General features: G+C 39.2%; 12 protein-coding genes, 1 tRNA gene and 2 pseudogenes. 7 read left to right on the forward strand and 8 right to left on the reverse strand.

The genetic code is table 11. The annotated features are described in order from the left end of the window. Positions 1-170: 170 nt before the first annotated feature. Positions 171-521, reverse strand: coding sequence for a hypothetical protein (locus R2R28_RS22225; RefSeq protein ID WP_316827851.1), 351 nt, complete (start codon positions 519-521; stop codon positions 171-173). A gap of 205 nt (positions 522-726) precedes the next feature. On the opposite strand from R2R28_RS22225, the gene R2R28_RS22230 reads away from it, so the two are divergent. Beyond that, the gene (locus tag R2R28_RS22230; RefSeq protein ID WP_316827852.1) at positions 727-1,737 is read left to right on the forward strand and encodes a kinase; all 1,011 of its coding nucleotides are present in this window, start codon (positions 727-729) and stop codon (positions 1,735-1,737) included. 56 nt (positions 1,738-1,793) lie between these two features. On the opposite strand, the gene R2R28_RS22235 is transcribed toward R2R28_RS22230, so the two are convergent. From R2R28_RS22235 to R2R28_RS22250, 4 genes and pseudogenes are all read right to left on the reverse strand, one after another. Then, positions 1,794-2,486 (reverse strand): MltR family transcriptional regulator, encoded by a 693-nt coding sequence (locus R2R28_RS22235; protein WP_316827853.1) that lies wholly within the window; start codon positions 2,484-2,486, stop codon positions 1,794-1,796. A gap of 7 nt (positions 2,487-2,493) precedes the next feature. Then, complete coding sequence (locus R2R28_RS22240; protein WP_316827854.1) at positions 2,494-5,526, reverse strand: hypothetical protein; 3,033 nt, start codon at positions 5,524-5,526, stop codon at positions 2,494-2,496. Between the two features lie 546 nt (positions 5,527-6,072). Continuing rightward, positions 6,073-6,267, reverse strand: a pseudogene (locus R2R28_RS22245) (JAB domain-containing protein); the annotation flags it as partial. 15 nt (positions 6,268-6,282) lie between these two features. Then, positions 6,283-6,510 (reverse strand): hypothetical protein, encoded by a 228-nt coding sequence (locus R2R28_RS22250; RefSeq protein WP_316827855.1) that lies wholly within the window; start codon positions 6,508-6,510, stop codon positions 6,283-6,285. Between the two features lie 362 nt (positions 6,511-6,872). On the opposite strand from R2R28_RS22250, the gene R2R28_RS22255 reads away from it, so the two are divergent. Continuing rightward, a complete protein-coding gene (locus tag R2R28_RS22255; RefSeq protein ID WP_316827856.1) occupies positions 6,873-7,193 on the forward strand; it encodes a hypothetical protein in 321 nt (106 codons plus the stop codon). Then, positions 7,174-7,962 (forward strand): annotated as a pseudogene (locus R2R28_RS29235) (recombinase family protein); the annotation flags it as partial. The gene R2R28_RS22255 and the pseudogene R2R28_RS29235, both read left to right, overlap by 20 nt. Positions 7,963-8,690: 728 nt before the next feature. On the opposite strand, the gene R2R28_RS22260 reads toward R2R28_RS29235, so the two are convergent. The 3 genes from R2R28_RS22260 to R2R28_RS22270 all read right to left on the reverse strand — a co-directional run bounded on the left by R2R28_RS22260 (position 8,691) and on the right by R2R28_RS22270 (position 10,324). Then, a tRNA-Arg gene (locus tag R2R28_RS22260) sits at positions 8,691-8,764 on the reverse strand. Positions 8,765-8,863: 99 nt separating this feature from the next. Then, entirely contained in the window at positions 8,864-9,328 is a 465-nt protein-coding gene (locus tag R2R28_RS22265; RefSeq protein WP_316827857.1) for a redoxin domain-containing protein, read from the reverse strand. Positions 9,329-9,415: 87 nt separating this feature from the next. Beyond that, positions 9,416-10,324, reverse strand: coding sequence for an SDR family oxidoreductase (locus tag R2R28_RS22270; protein ID WP_316827858.1), 909 nt, complete (start codon positions 10,322-10,324; stop codon positions 9,416-9,418). 638 nt (positions 10,325-10,962) lie between these two features. Here R2R28_RS22270 and R2R28_RS22275 point away from each other — a divergent pair. The 4 genes from R2R28_RS22275 (at position 10,963) to atpC (ending at position 14,704) form a co-directional block, all read left to right on the forward strand. Continuing rightward, positions 10,963-12,111 (forward strand): hypothetical protein, encoded by a 1,149-nt coding sequence (locus R2R28_RS22275; protein ID WP_316827859.1) that lies wholly within the window; start codon positions 10,963-10,965, stop codon positions 12,109-12,111. 3 nt (positions 12,112-12,114) lie between these two features. Next, positions 12,115-12,657 carry a hypothetical protein gene (locus R2R28_RS22280; RefSeq protein WP_316827860.1) on the forward strand — a complete coding sequence of 181 codons (543 nt, stop codon included), beginning with the start codon at positions 12,115-12,117 and terminating at the stop codon, positions 12,655-12,657. 202 nt (positions 12,658-12,859) lie between these two features. Beyond that, positions 12,860-14,362: a F0F1 ATP synthase subunit beta gene (gene atpD / locus R2R28_RS22285; RefSeq protein ID WP_116251722.1), complete on the forward strand. Its 1,503-nt coding sequence runs from the start codon at positions 12,860-12,862 to the stop codon at positions 14,360-14,362. 96 nt (positions 14,363-14,458) lie between these two features. Next, positions 14,459-14,704, forward strand: a complete 246-nt coding sequence (gene atpC / locus R2R28_RS22290) for an ATP synthase F1 subunit epsilon (protein WP_025145830.1) — start codon at positions 14,459-14,461, stop codon at positions 14,702-14,704. Positions 14,705-14,883 lie beyond the last annotated feature (179 nt).

Here is a 14,883-nt window from a genome sequence, read left to right on the forward strand (position 1 = left end):
ACCTGCAAGGCGCCAAAGAATTCCCGGAGAATTCTCCAATAGCCACTAGCGCTAGCTAGAGGGCTAAAAGTCAGGCTTCGCCCGACTTCCGCTTGCTCCTTTTCTTTTAAGGAGAAAAGGACCAACGGCGAGGAACCCGAGCCGGTGCAGTTAAACCGGTATAAGTTGTTTTATTGTCCATGTTTTTTAATGACCATATCAGTCAGTACCGGCTTTCCGAGTTCGTTTGCCTCAACTGTTAGCTCGAGTAAAATTCCAAAAGGCAAGTATCGCACCTCTGTCTCACCAGCCAGATATCTGCCCTGATTGACAGCTTTCCGGTAAACCGATAGACTGATTTTCTGATGTGAATCTGGTAAGCTGAAAAAACAGTTAATGGTCAGGCCGCTTTTTGACCATAACATAAAGTCGAGTTTTGCGGCATAAGTACCAAGGGGCACGTCTCCTATGCCATAAGGATAATTTTTAGGTTCGAGTGTTATCTCCAATTCAGGAGTTAACTCCAATACAGTTGTTTCCATGTTGTTTTGAATTTGATATCCAAAATTGGCGAGGAAAAAACATGAGCTATCCAATATTGGATAGATTGGACACAAAAGAATAACCCTGTAATTTCTTTAAGTTTTATTGACTTTGTTTTTTAGTTCTTTGGTGATAGGAAATCTGACAAAAATAGGAGTATTGCACAAATCACATTCTTTCCTTACCTTGGTCAAAACGCTCTTTATGCCCAATAATTTACTTTATTTCCCCTATATTAATCTTCCTCAAAATGAGTGGACGATGCGTTCGCTTATCTATTATGATTCTGTTGGTACAATTGTACCTGATGAATATTTCTACAGTCCGAACCTTTATGAACCTTTTATGGCTGACCTTGTTCGAGAAAATTTGGTTGTTCCAATTAATCCGATTCATAGCCTCAGCGACCCCTTCTCGTTGGTCGATCCGTTTATAGAGTTTGTTTCCCGCCCGGGATATCGTATTGCTGAAAAAAGAAGAAGATTCGAACATTACAATGAAGCCTTCCGTATCAATGGTAGAAAGTTTGTACCTTCTAATATTAACGGGCAAAAATTCAATGCAGAGTTATTATATAGATTAGAGATTCTTGGCCTAGCCAAACGATCGGATGGCAACTGGTATAATGTCGAGAGCATTACAGCAGGTTATCTGATGTCTTATCTTTCTAACATCATTGCAAAAAAACTTGATCTATTACCTGCAACAGATAATCCAATTATACCAAATGGTAGGCCTTACCACAAGCAGATTGGCAACCCGGTTGAGGAAAAGAGACGCAGAGAAGTCCTTAAAGGTGTAATTCCTTTTCCATTGGAATTGGATCTACGCAAACTATCGCGTATCAAAGACAAACATAGCGAAGATATCAGCCAACTGAGAAATATCATTGAACAGATTGCTTTTGATCAAAAGTATGATGATGACCGACTATTGCAAGCTAAAATCCAGGAGCTGAACCATCATAAGGCACAATTGTCATCAAAGTTCAGCGAGAGCAGGATTGGCCCAATTATTTTCGGAACGGCAATGGGGTTGGCTGGTGCGGTTTATGGATATGCAACCGCTGACCATTGGTCAGGTGCTATCGGAGGATTTCCTGGATTTGCTAATGCTGTTTATTCTGCATTACAGATTGAAGCGCCCGAAAAAATCATAGATCCATATGGCATGAAATATCTTGCAATTCTGGAGGCTAAAGCCGCCAGGGCTTAATGACAGGTTAAATGGTCACGAGTTACTTGATGCCCCAGCGCCAAAAAAAAGAAGTTCTAACCAGCGGAATTATTCTTACTATCTGTTCCAGGAATAATATCAAACATACTGCGAACTTCTTGTTGGGTCTTTTCAACCTTATTAATTGCTGCTTGTGAGAGCTGTTCCTTTTTTTCCTCAAAAGGAACAGCAGTCCTTAATTCCGTGTATATGCCTGTAATGACAAAAAGAAAGGTCGATATAAATTTTGATCTATTGGGTCTCCCTTTCTGTGCAGCGAAAACCTTCAAACCAAGGCACAGGGTTTCAACTTCTTTACTTTCGAATGTAATAGGCTGATCAGAATGAGCAAAAATATTCCTGATTTTTCGCATTACTTCGATTTCTTGATAATAACCATTTGAGATTAACCCCATGGCAAGACACATTTTGATCTTTGAAGAAAATGTTCCCAGCGGTCCGTTGTTATTGAACAAGTCTCGTTTGAAGGTTTTACTTCCTAATAACTTAAGCTGAAGAAATTCTGTCAATACATTGTCCATTCGACCAATAGCCAAAAGGCAAAGTCCTCGATCTGATTCTTGTACCAATTGATCCCGTAATTCGTACAAGCCCTGATGGTCCTCGTATATTTTTGGTTTTTTTTCCTTAATCAGGTCTTCCAAAAGCTTAAGCGTCTCAAACAGTTCTTCAGAAACAAACTGTTGATTAGGGGGCATGCTATTATAAAGTTGCTCTAATGATGGCATATTAGTATTATAAATCCGATTTTTGCACCAAAATCACTTCCAACAAGGTCTGACTTTCCGAAACCCGTAGTTCATCGGTGGGTATCTTAGTCAGTTTATATATTTCATCAAATAACACCTCGATCGACTCATTTGCTTTTCGCATAAAACCCTTGTCCAAAAACTGCAGCGTAATGTCATTGTCCTCCCAAAATTCTGCTGTCTTAGCTTGTGCCTGATCAGGAAAGCTGAATGAACCAACTAGATTTTCGACGATGTCTCCATCCAACAAAGGTAGGATTTTTCCAAGCCGGGTATAATCCACCACCGAAAAATCTGTCCTCACCTCACCGATCAGATAGGCTAAATTGTCCGACATCAAGGCATAATTTTCATTTAGGCTATATTTAACAAAGAGCTTAATCAGGTTTTTGAAGCATTCAACTCTTTTTACACACCTATACAGCTCGCTGCCCTTATCATATAGGTCCGCCAAGACTCTATTTCGAATGACTCCCGTATAATCTTTCAATGTAGATGCCGCATGTTGTAGCGTTTTCTCTTTCGCATTATCCTTAGCGTAATAAAAACCGGTTCCATCTATTTTCGCAGAAATTTTGTACCCGCCAACATCTTTTAGTTCGTCTTTGATGATGAAAAACCGGGTAGCTGCATCACCGCTATAAACAATAAACCTTTTGAGTTTGTCTTCGATCAATACCTTCGAAATGTCTAATTTATCGCCTTTTAAATTTGCCGCTAACGCAAATGAGACTGAATAACACCCCCATATCTGTTCTGCCGGTCCTACTCTAACAATATCAATAGCGCTAAATGCGCTAAAACAAGAAGGCTGCAGCTCATAGGTTTTGAGTCCCAGATTCAGCACAAACACCAAAAATGGATTTTCTTCAAGGATATGTTCTGCCAGCTCTTCACTTAGATGCACGGACGGACAATCAGCATTTCCGCACAATAGCCAGGCCTTGACAAAATCATGGATCGATACTCCAAGAGGAAACGAAAAGTCAATTGAGGGATAGTAATCCCGGATTGAATCAGTACCTTGATGTCTGAAAGCAAATCCCTCTAGTATCCGTAAAGCTGAACCGTTAAAGATATCGGAAGCACTGTCGTTATCCTGGTGATATCCATTTCTTGCAATATTCATATAGTTCTGCAAAACCGTAACAATCCCGGCCAGAGAAAAATCCTTGTTCTGAATTTCAGTATACCTTTCCAATTCCTGACGGTAAATGGTTTCAGTCTGATCCCTAAGTGCCGATACCGCAGATAGATATTGCTGGGCCAACTGCTCGAATACCTTGGTATAGGCATTTTTCTCATTGCCACGAAAACGTGCAACCTCACTGTTGTGTTTTTTAAGCTCAATATGGATATCCTCCAGCCCTGCACTGTTAATCTCTTTAAAATTTACCGGATTGTCCAATGCCAATTGAGCGATAAGATCGATACAGATATTCAGCCGTTCCCTACTTGCCCGTCCCTCATTAAGTTTCAGATCCGTAAAACTGCTGATATAGGCCTTAAGGATACTGATCACCCCTTGCACCGCTTTTTGATCAATAGCAGCGGCGAGCGAATCTACATCTGCTATTGCGTTTCTATCTCCGGTATGGATCGGTTCTTTCGCATCTTCAAATTCCTGGATGATTTCCAGTAAACAGGACTTTATCTCTTCAACGGTCTGTTCACGGCCGTGGATGAGTTTAAAATTTCTGATCTTACTGCGCAGCCTGCTCAGTTCTTGATTGATCAGATAATCGAGTTTGAAGTCTACGTCCTTCTGCAACAAACTCAATTCCAATGCTATATTGCGGAGGGAATCCCTGGCCAGATCAACATCAACATCTATTTCCCGCAAATATTCGATAATGATATTGAGGTTATCAAAGGTTTCCTTAAAATAAGAATCCAGTTTTTTATCTATAATCCCCAGTCCTTCCATCACCTGCTTCCTCACCTCTTCAATCTGCAGGGCCACCTTGTTCAATGCCCCAATAATAATTTCGTCCGCGCTTGGACCACCCTGCTGTGAAAAGGCACTGAAGAGCGCAACAGCAATTCCAATATAACCCGATGCCAATCCCACCGCTCCCATTGCGGACATACCCTCAATACTGTTGAACTGTGCCGTAAGGTCCTTGATCTGAAATATCGCATTAGATACAGCAACAACATCGCTGGCAAACTTTTTATTGTCCATCAAAGATGCCAGCAGCGATATGGTAGACTGCATGGAATAATCTTCCCAATTGGAAAGGGCCTGCTCATTTTTCACACGTTGTTCCTCCGCTATTTTAAACAGGATCTGCCCGACTTTATCATCTGTATCTGTCAGTAGAGACCCTATATCGCCAACCTGATCGCCAATTGCCCCGCTTGTAGCGGCTAGCGACGCAAAAGCCTTATCTAATTTTTTGACCAGCAGGTCTTTTAAAGCCGCGACATCCCTTTGGATTTTGCCAGTAGCGTCCAACATACCATTGGTTGATAGAAACTCATCGAAGTCGGGATTTGCAATCCTGATCTCCTGCTCACCATCGCTAAGATGGCTCTGAAAATCTGATACAAAAACATTATCTACGGCGTCTTTAAACTCAGGGTTAGCAGAGGCAAGATCGTATGCATCTGTTAGAATAGAAGCTGCATTCTCTAGACCATGCTTAAGGTGGCTCCCAACCTGCTTGTTTCTTTCTGAGCCGACATTCAGCATCGAATCCTCATAAACCTCCTCAAGTCTCCTACTGAAATAATCTCCTAAATATTCTGAGGAAAAAAATCCTAGCTTTTCCACTCCTTTGTACAATTCGTATCGGAGCTGTACAAAATCTGAATCGAACCTTCTCTCTTCTGGCGCAACAGCAGATCTGTATATTTTTTCGGCTTCGTTTTTTACCTTCTGCAGATCCTGAGCAGAAATCACTTTACCATTTTTAGCACTAAATGTTGCATACTCTAAGGCTAATAAGCCACTCCAATTGTGACTTTTTCCAAGCCTGTAGATGGCATTGGCAACATAAACTGGTTGATTTTCCATAATAATTCTGTTAAATAAAAAATTAAAATATATGGGATGTTATTTCTAATCAAAATGATATTTGGTCAGGGACAGCATGCAACTGAATAAATGCTAATATTATTTATCCCGACGGGTTTACACTTGGCGTATTACATGATATCTTATTAAAAATTGCGGATCATCAGGCTCAGATCAAAAGGAGATCAACGGTGTTTAACCCGGTTTGCCAAAGCTGAACAAAGACTGTCCTTCCTACTTTCCCTCAAAATCTTTGAATTTCTTTGAATGGCCAAACCGCAATCTCCAACTTGAAAAGCGATCTCATTTCCAATTGACTGAACAGCCCGGAACAATCTCAATAGAATGGCCCTTGTTAATGGCCCTAATTTATCGTTTGGTTTAAAAGCGTTATTATAAAAATGAAGTTAGTGATTATTTTGTTTAAACAAACACAAGCTTTTCGCTTAATTTAGAAAATACGCTAGGTCAATTCGGCCAGAAATAGTCACTATCTTTTATCAAATTCGAATTAACCTCCCCTTAACCTTATATCATCCCCTCATCCTAAAAACTATAAAACCCATACCTGGAAACAATCAAATGATCATGGACATTAATTTCCAGAATATCACCCCCGGATTTTAATTTCCTGGTTAAGGAAATATCTGCATCACTTGGCGACAATTCTCCACTTGGATGATTATGCGCCAGGATGACCCCACTTGCACAGGCTTTCAGCACCACTGCAAAAATTACCTTGGGATCAGCTAGCGTTCAAGACAAACCACCCTGCGAAATGTTCACTACCCCCAATATCCTAGCCCCCCTGTTGAGCAAAATCACCTTAAACTCTTCTAAAAGTTCCAACCTACCATCATCCCAGCGATCCATCAAAACCTCATAGGCGTCCTGTGCGGATGTAACCTGTGGCAACTCCGCCAATTTAAACGCCGGATGATAACTGATCTCAATTTCCGCTACTTTAAAACTTAAATTTTCCATAATTTTTCTGATTTAATTATGGAGCCCGGCCAGGTTCAGCTTCTGCCAAATCAAAAGGAGAACGGAATAAATGGGCAGCGGGCAAAGGCCACAGGAGCGTTTATGCCGGAAATTCCTTTGCGTGCCAGAACTGAACCTTAAATTTGTACCAGAATTGAATGAGATACCCCCCACTCAGCTAAAGAAGCCTAATCCTATCATAAATCCATCTTTACAACAGATTGGCAGCAGTGCTCTTAACACTTTCTATATCAATTGAATTTAAACGTATCAAATGTAGTCGATTAAAAAATCCAACTTCTCCAACATTGGGCAGAGCGCAACCGAAATGGCGGACTTTTGACCTAAAAACCCTAATCCTTATGGAAACTATAACAAGCAAACCAAAAAGGAAAGCGATTAGAAAGGGCAGTAAAGTTACCAGGAACCTACTTGCCACACCAAAAAAAAGAGTACGAAAAGCCGTTACCGCCAAAATTCCTAGAAGCAATAACAGCAAAAAATCAACGGACATGGATCAGAACGGCCTCATTTCTGATATAACAACGGCCAAAAGTATAGAGAATTCCGATAATGATATCAGCAGGATTGCCGACCAAAAAGAGGAAAATTTGGTAAATTTAATCGTCAAAGTGCTGGTCAGATCCACACTGGAAGAATTATATGGAAAAGAGAGCAATTAGATATTTAAGGTTCAGCGACAAAAAGCAGAGTGAAAACTCAATTGAGCGTCAACGGGTGGTAACTGACCACTATATAGAATTTCACAAAATCAACCTCGTAGACACGTTCATCGACAGGGGAAAAAGTGCAAAAACCTTCGATAGACCTGATTTCATCAAACTACAAGAGTTTATCGGGCTATACCATAAAAATGTAGATTACCTATTGGTTGACCAGATGGACAGGTTTAGCCGGGACGCGGGCGAGGCCATGAGCATGGTGAAAACATTACAGTCCAAATATGGTATCCAGATCATCAGTGTTTCAGAAGGTATAGAATTTGACTACAATACCCCAGGTAGCTTCTTCAGGGCAGGCTTACAATTGCTGTTAGCAGAGGAAGATAACATCAACCGCAGTATCAAAATCAGGTCCGGTTTATATTCCAAGAAAACCAAGGAAGGAAAGTTTGTTTTTGGGATCAGTCCCTTTGGCTATAAAAAAATAGGAGAACCCAGAGACCGACGATTAATCATCGATGAACGAGAAGCAAAAATCGTACGTTTTATTTATGAAGCTTATCTAAAAAACGTACCGCTTTACCTGATCAAACAAAAAGCGGCCGAAATGGGCCTAGACCGTAAAGGCAACATGATTGTGGAACGGATCCTCACCAATGCCGTTTACGCGGGACTGATTAAAGCTGAGCCCTATAAAGAACATCCCGGAGGGCTATTCCCTGGCATTCACGAACCTATTATCGACATGATCTCATGGAAAATGGTGCAGAGTAAATTTACCAGACCCGCTAAAACCCGAACAATCGTCAACGACGAACTCCCCTTGAGAGCCATTTTAAAATGCCATTGCGGAAATGTAGTGACCGGCGCAGCCTCACGTGGCAAATCCGGCCAATATTTCTACTACTATAAATGCAGATTCTCTAAACACAACAACATTAGCGCAAAGAAAGCGCACATCCAATTTGATACCGCATTGGAATTAATGAGCTTGCCAAAAAAATCAGTAAAAAAAATCAGAGACCGCGCGAATCAAGAAATCGAAAAAGAAGTCGAAAATAACAGGAAGGGCCTGGCCAACAAAAAAGCAGAACTGGCAGGTGAACAGGAAATGCTCTATGCTGTCGAAGAAAAGTGGATTAGAAATGAAATCGACCAAGAGACTTACCGAAGGTGGTATTTAAAGTACAAGACCAATATCGACGACCTGGAAATCGCTATCGCCAGGTTAGGCACTAACCACGGTGAAGCCTATAAAATACTCAACAACCGCCTGGATACATTTACGGACATAAAATCCGTTTACCATGAATTTGATACCCTGGAAAAGCGTGAATTTATTGAACTGGTGTTCGACTCTAATCTCTACTATGAAAACGGCATGTATCGAACACCTACGATGATGAATTTACTATCCATTAATTACCTGAAAATGAGAGAATTAGGAGTTCTGGATGTAGACAAAAAAAGGGAGGATTTTACAATCCTCCCTTCAAGTGCACTTGTAGGGATTCGAACCCCAAACCTTCTCATCCGTAGTGAGATGCTCTATCCAATTGAGCTACAAATGCGTTTCCGTATCGTTAACGGACTGCAAAGGTATAATTTGATATTTTAATTTCCAATTAAATTTTAAAAAAAATCTCAAAATAATCTCTGCTGTTTATGCTTTATGCGCTTAATGCATCGTTAATTGCTTTAAAATCAGGCAAGTCATGCGCATCTTCTAAAACTTCAGCGTATGCAATTTTTCCTTCTTCATCAATCACAAAAGCTGCTCTTTTCGAAACTCCTTTTAATCCGAAAGCAAATTCATCATAAAATGCACCAAAAGCTGCTGATACTTCTTTATTAAAATCAGACAATAGCGGAAACTGGTAACTTTGCACTTCTTTAAATTTAGCCAAAGAGAAAGGAGAATCCACTGAAATTCCGATTACCTGGGCATCGATACCTTCATAATAACTAAAATTATCTCTCATGGTACACAATTGTTCGGTACATGTTCCGGTAAAAGCCATCGGAAAAAAGTGGATAATTACCTTTTTTCCTTTGAAACCTGAAAGAGAAATTTCCGTTAAATCAGAACTGTATAATTTAAAATCGGGGGCGTTATCGCCTACTTGTAATGCCATTTTTAGATATTGTTTAGTTTATAAATATGTTAATTTGTTCAATGGTTTATTTGCTATTGGTTCATTAGTGTTCATACTCCCAATGAACTAATTTTCTTTTTTCATCTGTCGATCTAAAATCTTCAAGCCATCTTCAAAAGAATGCGGGTTGTAGCCTAAATCTTTAATTGCCTTATCCAATACGAAACCCGTTTTAATGGGCCGTTTAGCCGTCTGGTTTAAACTTACCGAACCGATCTCCTTAATTAAGGTTTTATCGAGTGCCCAATAATCGGCAACTTTTCGCACTAAATCTGCAATGTTCATGTAATCTTTACCAGAGATATGATAAATTCCATGTGCATTTTTCTCTACCGCCAACAAGCAGGCTTCGGCTAAATCTTCAGCTAATGTAGGCATACGCCACTGGTCGCTCACCACGTTTATAGGTGATGCCTTTTCTAACGCGCCTTTAGCCCAAAGCACAATATTGCTCCTGCTCATATCACTTGTAATTCCATAAACCAGTATTGTTCTTAAGATGCTCCAGTTTGCCTTTGAATTTTTGATCAGCTCTTCGGCCAATACCTTCGATTCGCCATAGTAACTCACCGGGTTAACAGCATCTTCTTCTTGATAAGGTCCATCGGCACCATCAAAAACAAAATCGGTACTTAAATGGATCAACCGGATGTTTTTTTCTTCACATATCGCAAGCAAGGTTCCAACAGCATCTACATTAAGCTGATGACAAAGTTCCTTATTGGCCTCGCAGGTATCAACATTCGTCATTGCTGCCGTATGGATAATCGCATCAGGTCTGTATTTTTCGATAACATGCTTAACCTGATCAGCATCTAAAATATCCATTTCTGCATATTCGTAACCTTCTATAACAGGGTAACGGTTTGCTCCTTTAGATGTAGCCACTAGTTTTAACCTTCCTTCGGCAAGAATTTTTTCTGTTATTTTTTGTCCTAAAAGGCCATTGCTGCCTGTTGTTAAAATGGTTTTCATCTGATGGGTAAAATTAATTATGCAAATGTTAAAAGAAATCTACACACTATACAAACTTCTTTTTTTTCAAATTTTATTCCTTTTTAAGCAGTTGGTGTAAAATTTTAAGGGGTTGGTGTAAAATTCCAAATTATAAAAACATTCAATTTTCAGCTTTTACTATTTAAAACCTCATCCAGGTACCCTTTAAGATACTTTTTTTTCAAAAAAACAATACAAAACCATTTAAACTAAATATTTGGTTATACTGCGTTTTAGTAATAGGTTTGTTACCTAAGTCAGAATTATACTTAAAACAATTAATAAATATGAAACATTACAATCTAAAAAAATGCTCACAATTTTTTTTTAATCCTTATCACAACTTCAATAGGAATGATGAGTTGTAAAAAGGATCTAAGCTCTCAAACTGCAGAACCGCCGAAAACCTTTACAACCAAACAAGAGGCCAAACTTTATTTAAATAAAAAGTTAAATGAATATAGCATGATCATCGCTAAACTCGCCCAAGATCCGGAGATGAAAAATTGGTTCACGAAAGAGTTTCGCAAAAATTTGATGGCGATTACAATGTACTTTTAAATGACTTGGTAAAGCCACAATCTTTGCAAACGCTTAGTTTAAAAAGGAATCTGAATATGAGTAGCGGCCCCATCCCTTCTAACCCAAACGGACCACCCAGCGCCATAAATCTCCAGGCACTGCAACAAGCGCTAACGCAGCCACTACAAATAAACGGCGAAACATTATACCCTCAGATTTACATACCGTTTTTCGATGAACTGGAAGTGGTAGAGGCACCAACAGACCCGACAGAACCTGGAGATCCGGGAAATCCGGTAGAACCGGATCCTTGTTTAAATGCAGTGATTCCTTTAGAACGCTTTTACCCAAATCCGGTTATTGTGCCTTTTGACGGAGAAGAAATAGCCGGACAAGAGGTTTTTACAGGTTACACCTACGATCAGAATGGTGCATTAATTGAAAACATATCCGTTGATGAATGTTTCGCTAAGAGACACCGTGTTTGGGCCATTACATTGAATGAACGCGTAAATGACAACGGAAATATAACTCCGCCAATAAGTGAAGTACCTTCGCCACCTACAATTGAAAGAGGAGCAGATACTTATATCCCTTCAATGACAATTAAAGAAAATAAAGAATCTTTTATTAAGGGAGCAAGTGAAATTTATTTAATTGCAGCAGTTAGTTGGGAAAACGGAATAAATCCTGCCAGTAATCAGGTTGAAGCTTCTTTCAGATCCAATAAAAATGCGAAAGCAGAGGGTGTTTTTAATGTAGTTAATGATGTAGATTATAATTTCTTTATAAGAGATTTTTCACGCAAGGAGATTAGAAGACAAAACTCAATCAATATAAACTTCACATATTTTCCTTTAAGCACTGCTCTTTATTCTGAATATGATCCTTGTATTGGTTTAGCAACCGCAACTAGTAACGCTGGAACCAATTACACTGCATATCAAAACTGTAAACAAACAACTCCAAATGTAAAAACATACTATTACCCTGATAGAGGTGATTATGCTTACTTTCTCATTTATGAATATGACACGGGATTTTTTAATTTAGATGGATATAGGGCAGAGTATATACAGGCGAATAATAATAATAATCTAAAATTCAGATATAGATCAAATGAAAGTCCATATATCGCCACCCGCCTTAAAATATCCAAAAAGAATGAATCAGGCAACGGAAGTTATACAGGTATGGCCAATTTTGACAATAATGAAATTAATTTTTCTTCCAGAATAAGGTAAAATATGAAAAAATACTATTTAAGCATAATTCTATTGGCTACATTTCTAGCTTCAGTTGCTCAAACTAAAAGCAACAATATTTACTTAGAAGGGCTAGGCAATGCAGTGGTTTACTCCATAAATTATGATAGGTTGTTTCATATTTCAAACGAGTTAACAATTGCGCCGAGGGTTGGTTTTGAATACATCCCCAGGAGAGATGTAGATGCATATGGCAGATACACTTTTCCTACAGAAATAAACTTTTTATATAACAAGAATAAGAACAATCCAAATCACATAGAGGCTGGTGCCGGTTTAACTTTTTTTAGTTTATTCGACAATTATCAATATAGTGTTACGAATGAGATAGTTGGCAAAAATTACAAGCTTGCCAAAATAAGCACCCTTAGATTAGGCTTTAGGCATCAAAAAAACGAAGGCGGCCTAATGTATCGTGCCGGCATATTAGTCAGGTTAACTCAGGATGATTTCTCACGGAGCCGCGTAGGTGGCGATCTTTTCTATCGCATATGGCCGGGCTTTAGTATCGGCTATACCTTTTAAACATTGTCCCACCTCTCCTTCCCCTGAAAACGATAGATTTTCAGGGGATTTTTTTGTCAAAAATTGGCAACATTTAACATGTTAAAAAATTTTATAATATATATTTAAAATTCAGCAAGAATAACTTAACTTTGCCAACCGAATTGGAGCCCCTATAAACAGCTTTAATTCATTGACTGTAATAAATTTACTCACAACAGATATGCCTAACTTAGGAAAAATAGCACAAATTATCGGCCCAGTGGTTGACGTTAGCTTTGCTGATGATGCCCATCTACCTAAAATTTTTGATGCGTTAGAGATAACGAAAGAAAATGGACAAAAAATTGTTTTAGAAGTTCAACAGCACTTAGGTGAAGACCGCGTACGTGCAATTTCGATGGACTCTACAGACGGTTTAGTTCGTGGAATGAAGGTTCTTGATACTGGTTCAGCAATTAAGATGCCAGTAGGCGACCAGATTAAAGGTCGTTTATTTAACGTAGTTGGTGAAGCGATTGACGGTATTACAGCTGTTGATAAAACAGATGGTCGTCCTATCCATGCAACTCCTCCTAAGTTCGAAGATTTATCTACTGAAACTGAAGTGCTTTTTACAGGTATTAAAGTAATCGATTTATTAGAGCCTTATGCTAAAGGTGGTAAAATTGGTTTGTTCGGTGGTGCTGGTGTAGGTAAAACAGTATTGATCATGGAGTTGGTAAACAACATAGCTAAAGCTTATGCTGGTTTATCAGTATTCGCAGGTGTTGGTGAGCGTACTCGTGAGGGTAACGATTTACTTCGTGAGTTTATCGAATCAGGTGTAATCAATTATGGTGACGAATTCTTACACTCAATGGAAAAAGGTGGATGGGATTTGAAAGCTGTTGATACTGAAAAATTAAAAGAATCTAAAGCAACATTGGTTTTCGGACAAATGAACGAGCCTCCTGGTGCACGTGCACGTGTAGCATTATCAGGATTAACCGTTGCAGAATATTTCCGTGATGGTGATGGTGAAGGCGCAGGAAAAGACATTCTTTTCTTCGTTGATAACATCTTCCGTTTTACCCAGGCAGGTTCTGAGGTATCGGCTTTATTAGGCCGTATGCCGTCAGCGGTAGGTTACCAACCAACATTGGCAACTGAAATGGGTTTAATGCAAGAGCGTATTACCTCAACAAAACGTGGATCAATTACATCAGTGCAAGCGGTATATGTACCAGCGGATGATTTAACTGACCCGGCTCCGGCAACAACTTTTGCCCACTTAGATGCTACTACTGTACTTTCGCGTAAAATTGCCGAGTTAGGTATTTATCCTGCGGTAGATCCATTGGATTCTACTTCTCGTATCCTTTCTCCTGCTGTTTTGGGTGATGAACACTATAACACCGCACAACGTGTTAAAGAAACTTTACAACGTTATAAAGAATTACAGGATATCATCGCAATCTTAGGTATGGACGAATTATCTGAAGAAGATAAATTGGTTGTATCAAGAGCCCGTCGTGTTCAACGTTTCTTATCTCAACCTTTCCACGTAGCTGAGCAGTTTACAGGCTTAAAAGGCGTATTGGTTGACATTAAAGATACCATCAAAGGATTTAACATGATCATGGATGGCGAAGTTGATGAGTACCCTGAGGCTGCATTTAACTTAGTTGGTAGCATTGAAGATGCCATCGAAAAAGGTAAAAAATTATTAGCAGAAGCGAACTAGAAGCCCCACCCTACCTCCCCAAAGGGGAGGAGTTTAAGGCGCAAAAAATATACATTTTAAAAACCTCTCCCCTTTGGGGAGATTAGAGAGGGGCAAATGAATTTAGAAATATTAACTCCGGATAAAAAAGTTTTCGAAGGTGAAGTAACAGCAGTTACGGTTCCTGGTACTTTAGGATCTTTTCAGATTTTAAAAGACCACGCCGCTATCATCTCTACTTTAGAAGATGGAGAAGTTATTATAAAAGCAAACAAAGCTGATGAGCAACGCTTTTTTATTAAAGGCGGTGTAGTTGAAGCCATCCATAACAAAATTGTGGTTTTGGCCGAAGGTATTGCTTAAGTAAAATAATTAACTCATTTCAAAAACCTCCCGATTTAAAAATCAGGGAGGTTTTTTCGTTTTTATACATGTCAGACAGGCCATTTTGTTGCAAATCTTAAAACTGAACGAAGAAATAAAATCCCTCCTGCCAAAACTGATAATCACTTTAAATTCCCTGCTCTTTTTAACGCCAAAAA

It is taken from the genome of Pedobacter miscanthi, from assembly GCF_032678605.1.
Classification (GTDB): Bacteria; Bacteroidota; Bacteroidia; order Sphingobacteriales; family Sphingobacteriaceae; genus Pedobacter; species Pedobacter miscanthi_A.

Coding starts and splice junctions, on each gene's coding strand:
- R2R28_RS22280 (WP_316827860.1), top strand. CDS start 12,115: ATGAAAAAATACTATTTAAGCATAATTCTATTGGCTACATTTCTAGCT.
- R2R28_RS22235 (WP_316827853.1), bottom strand. CDS start 2,486: ATGCCATCATTAGAGCAACTTTATAATAGCATGCCCCCTAATCAACAG.
- atpC (WP_025145830.1), top strand. CDS start 14,459: ATGAATTTAGAAATATTAACTCCGGATAAAAAAGTTTTCGAAGGTGAA.
- R2R28_RS22265 (WP_316827857.1), bottom strand. CDS start 9,328: ATGGCATTACAAGTAGGCGATAACGCCCCCGATTTTAAATTATACAGT.
- atpD (WP_116251722.1), top strand. CDS start 12,860: ATGCCTAACTTAGGAAAAATAGCACAAATTATCGGCCCAGTGGTTGAC.
- R2R28_RS22240 (WP_316827854.1), bottom strand. CDS start 5,526: ATGGAAAATCAACCAGTTTATGTTGCCAATGCCATCTACAGGCTTGGA.
- R2R28_RS22225 (WP_316827851.1), bottom strand. CDS start 521: ATGGAAACAACTGTATTGGAGTTAACTCCTGAATTGGAGATAACACTC.
- R2R28_RS22255 (WP_316827856.1), top strand. CDS start 6,873: ATGGAAACTATAACAAGCAAACCAAAAAGGAAAGCGATTAGAAAGGGC.
- R2R28_RS22275 (WP_316827859.1), top strand. CDS start 10,963: ATGAGTAGCGGCCCCATCCCTTCTAACCCAAACGGACCACCCAGCGCC.
- R2R28_RS22230 (WP_316827852.1), top strand. CDS start 727: ATGCCCAATAATTTACTTTATTTCCCCTATATTAATCTTCCTCAAAAT.
- R2R28_RS22270 (WP_316827858.1), bottom strand. CDS start 10,324: ATGAAAACCATTTTAACAACAGGCAGCAATGGCCTTTTAGGACAAAAA.
- R2R28_RS22250 (WP_316827855.1), bottom strand. CDS start 6,510: ATGGAAAATTTAAGTTTTAAAGTAGCGGAAATTGAGATCAGTTATCAT.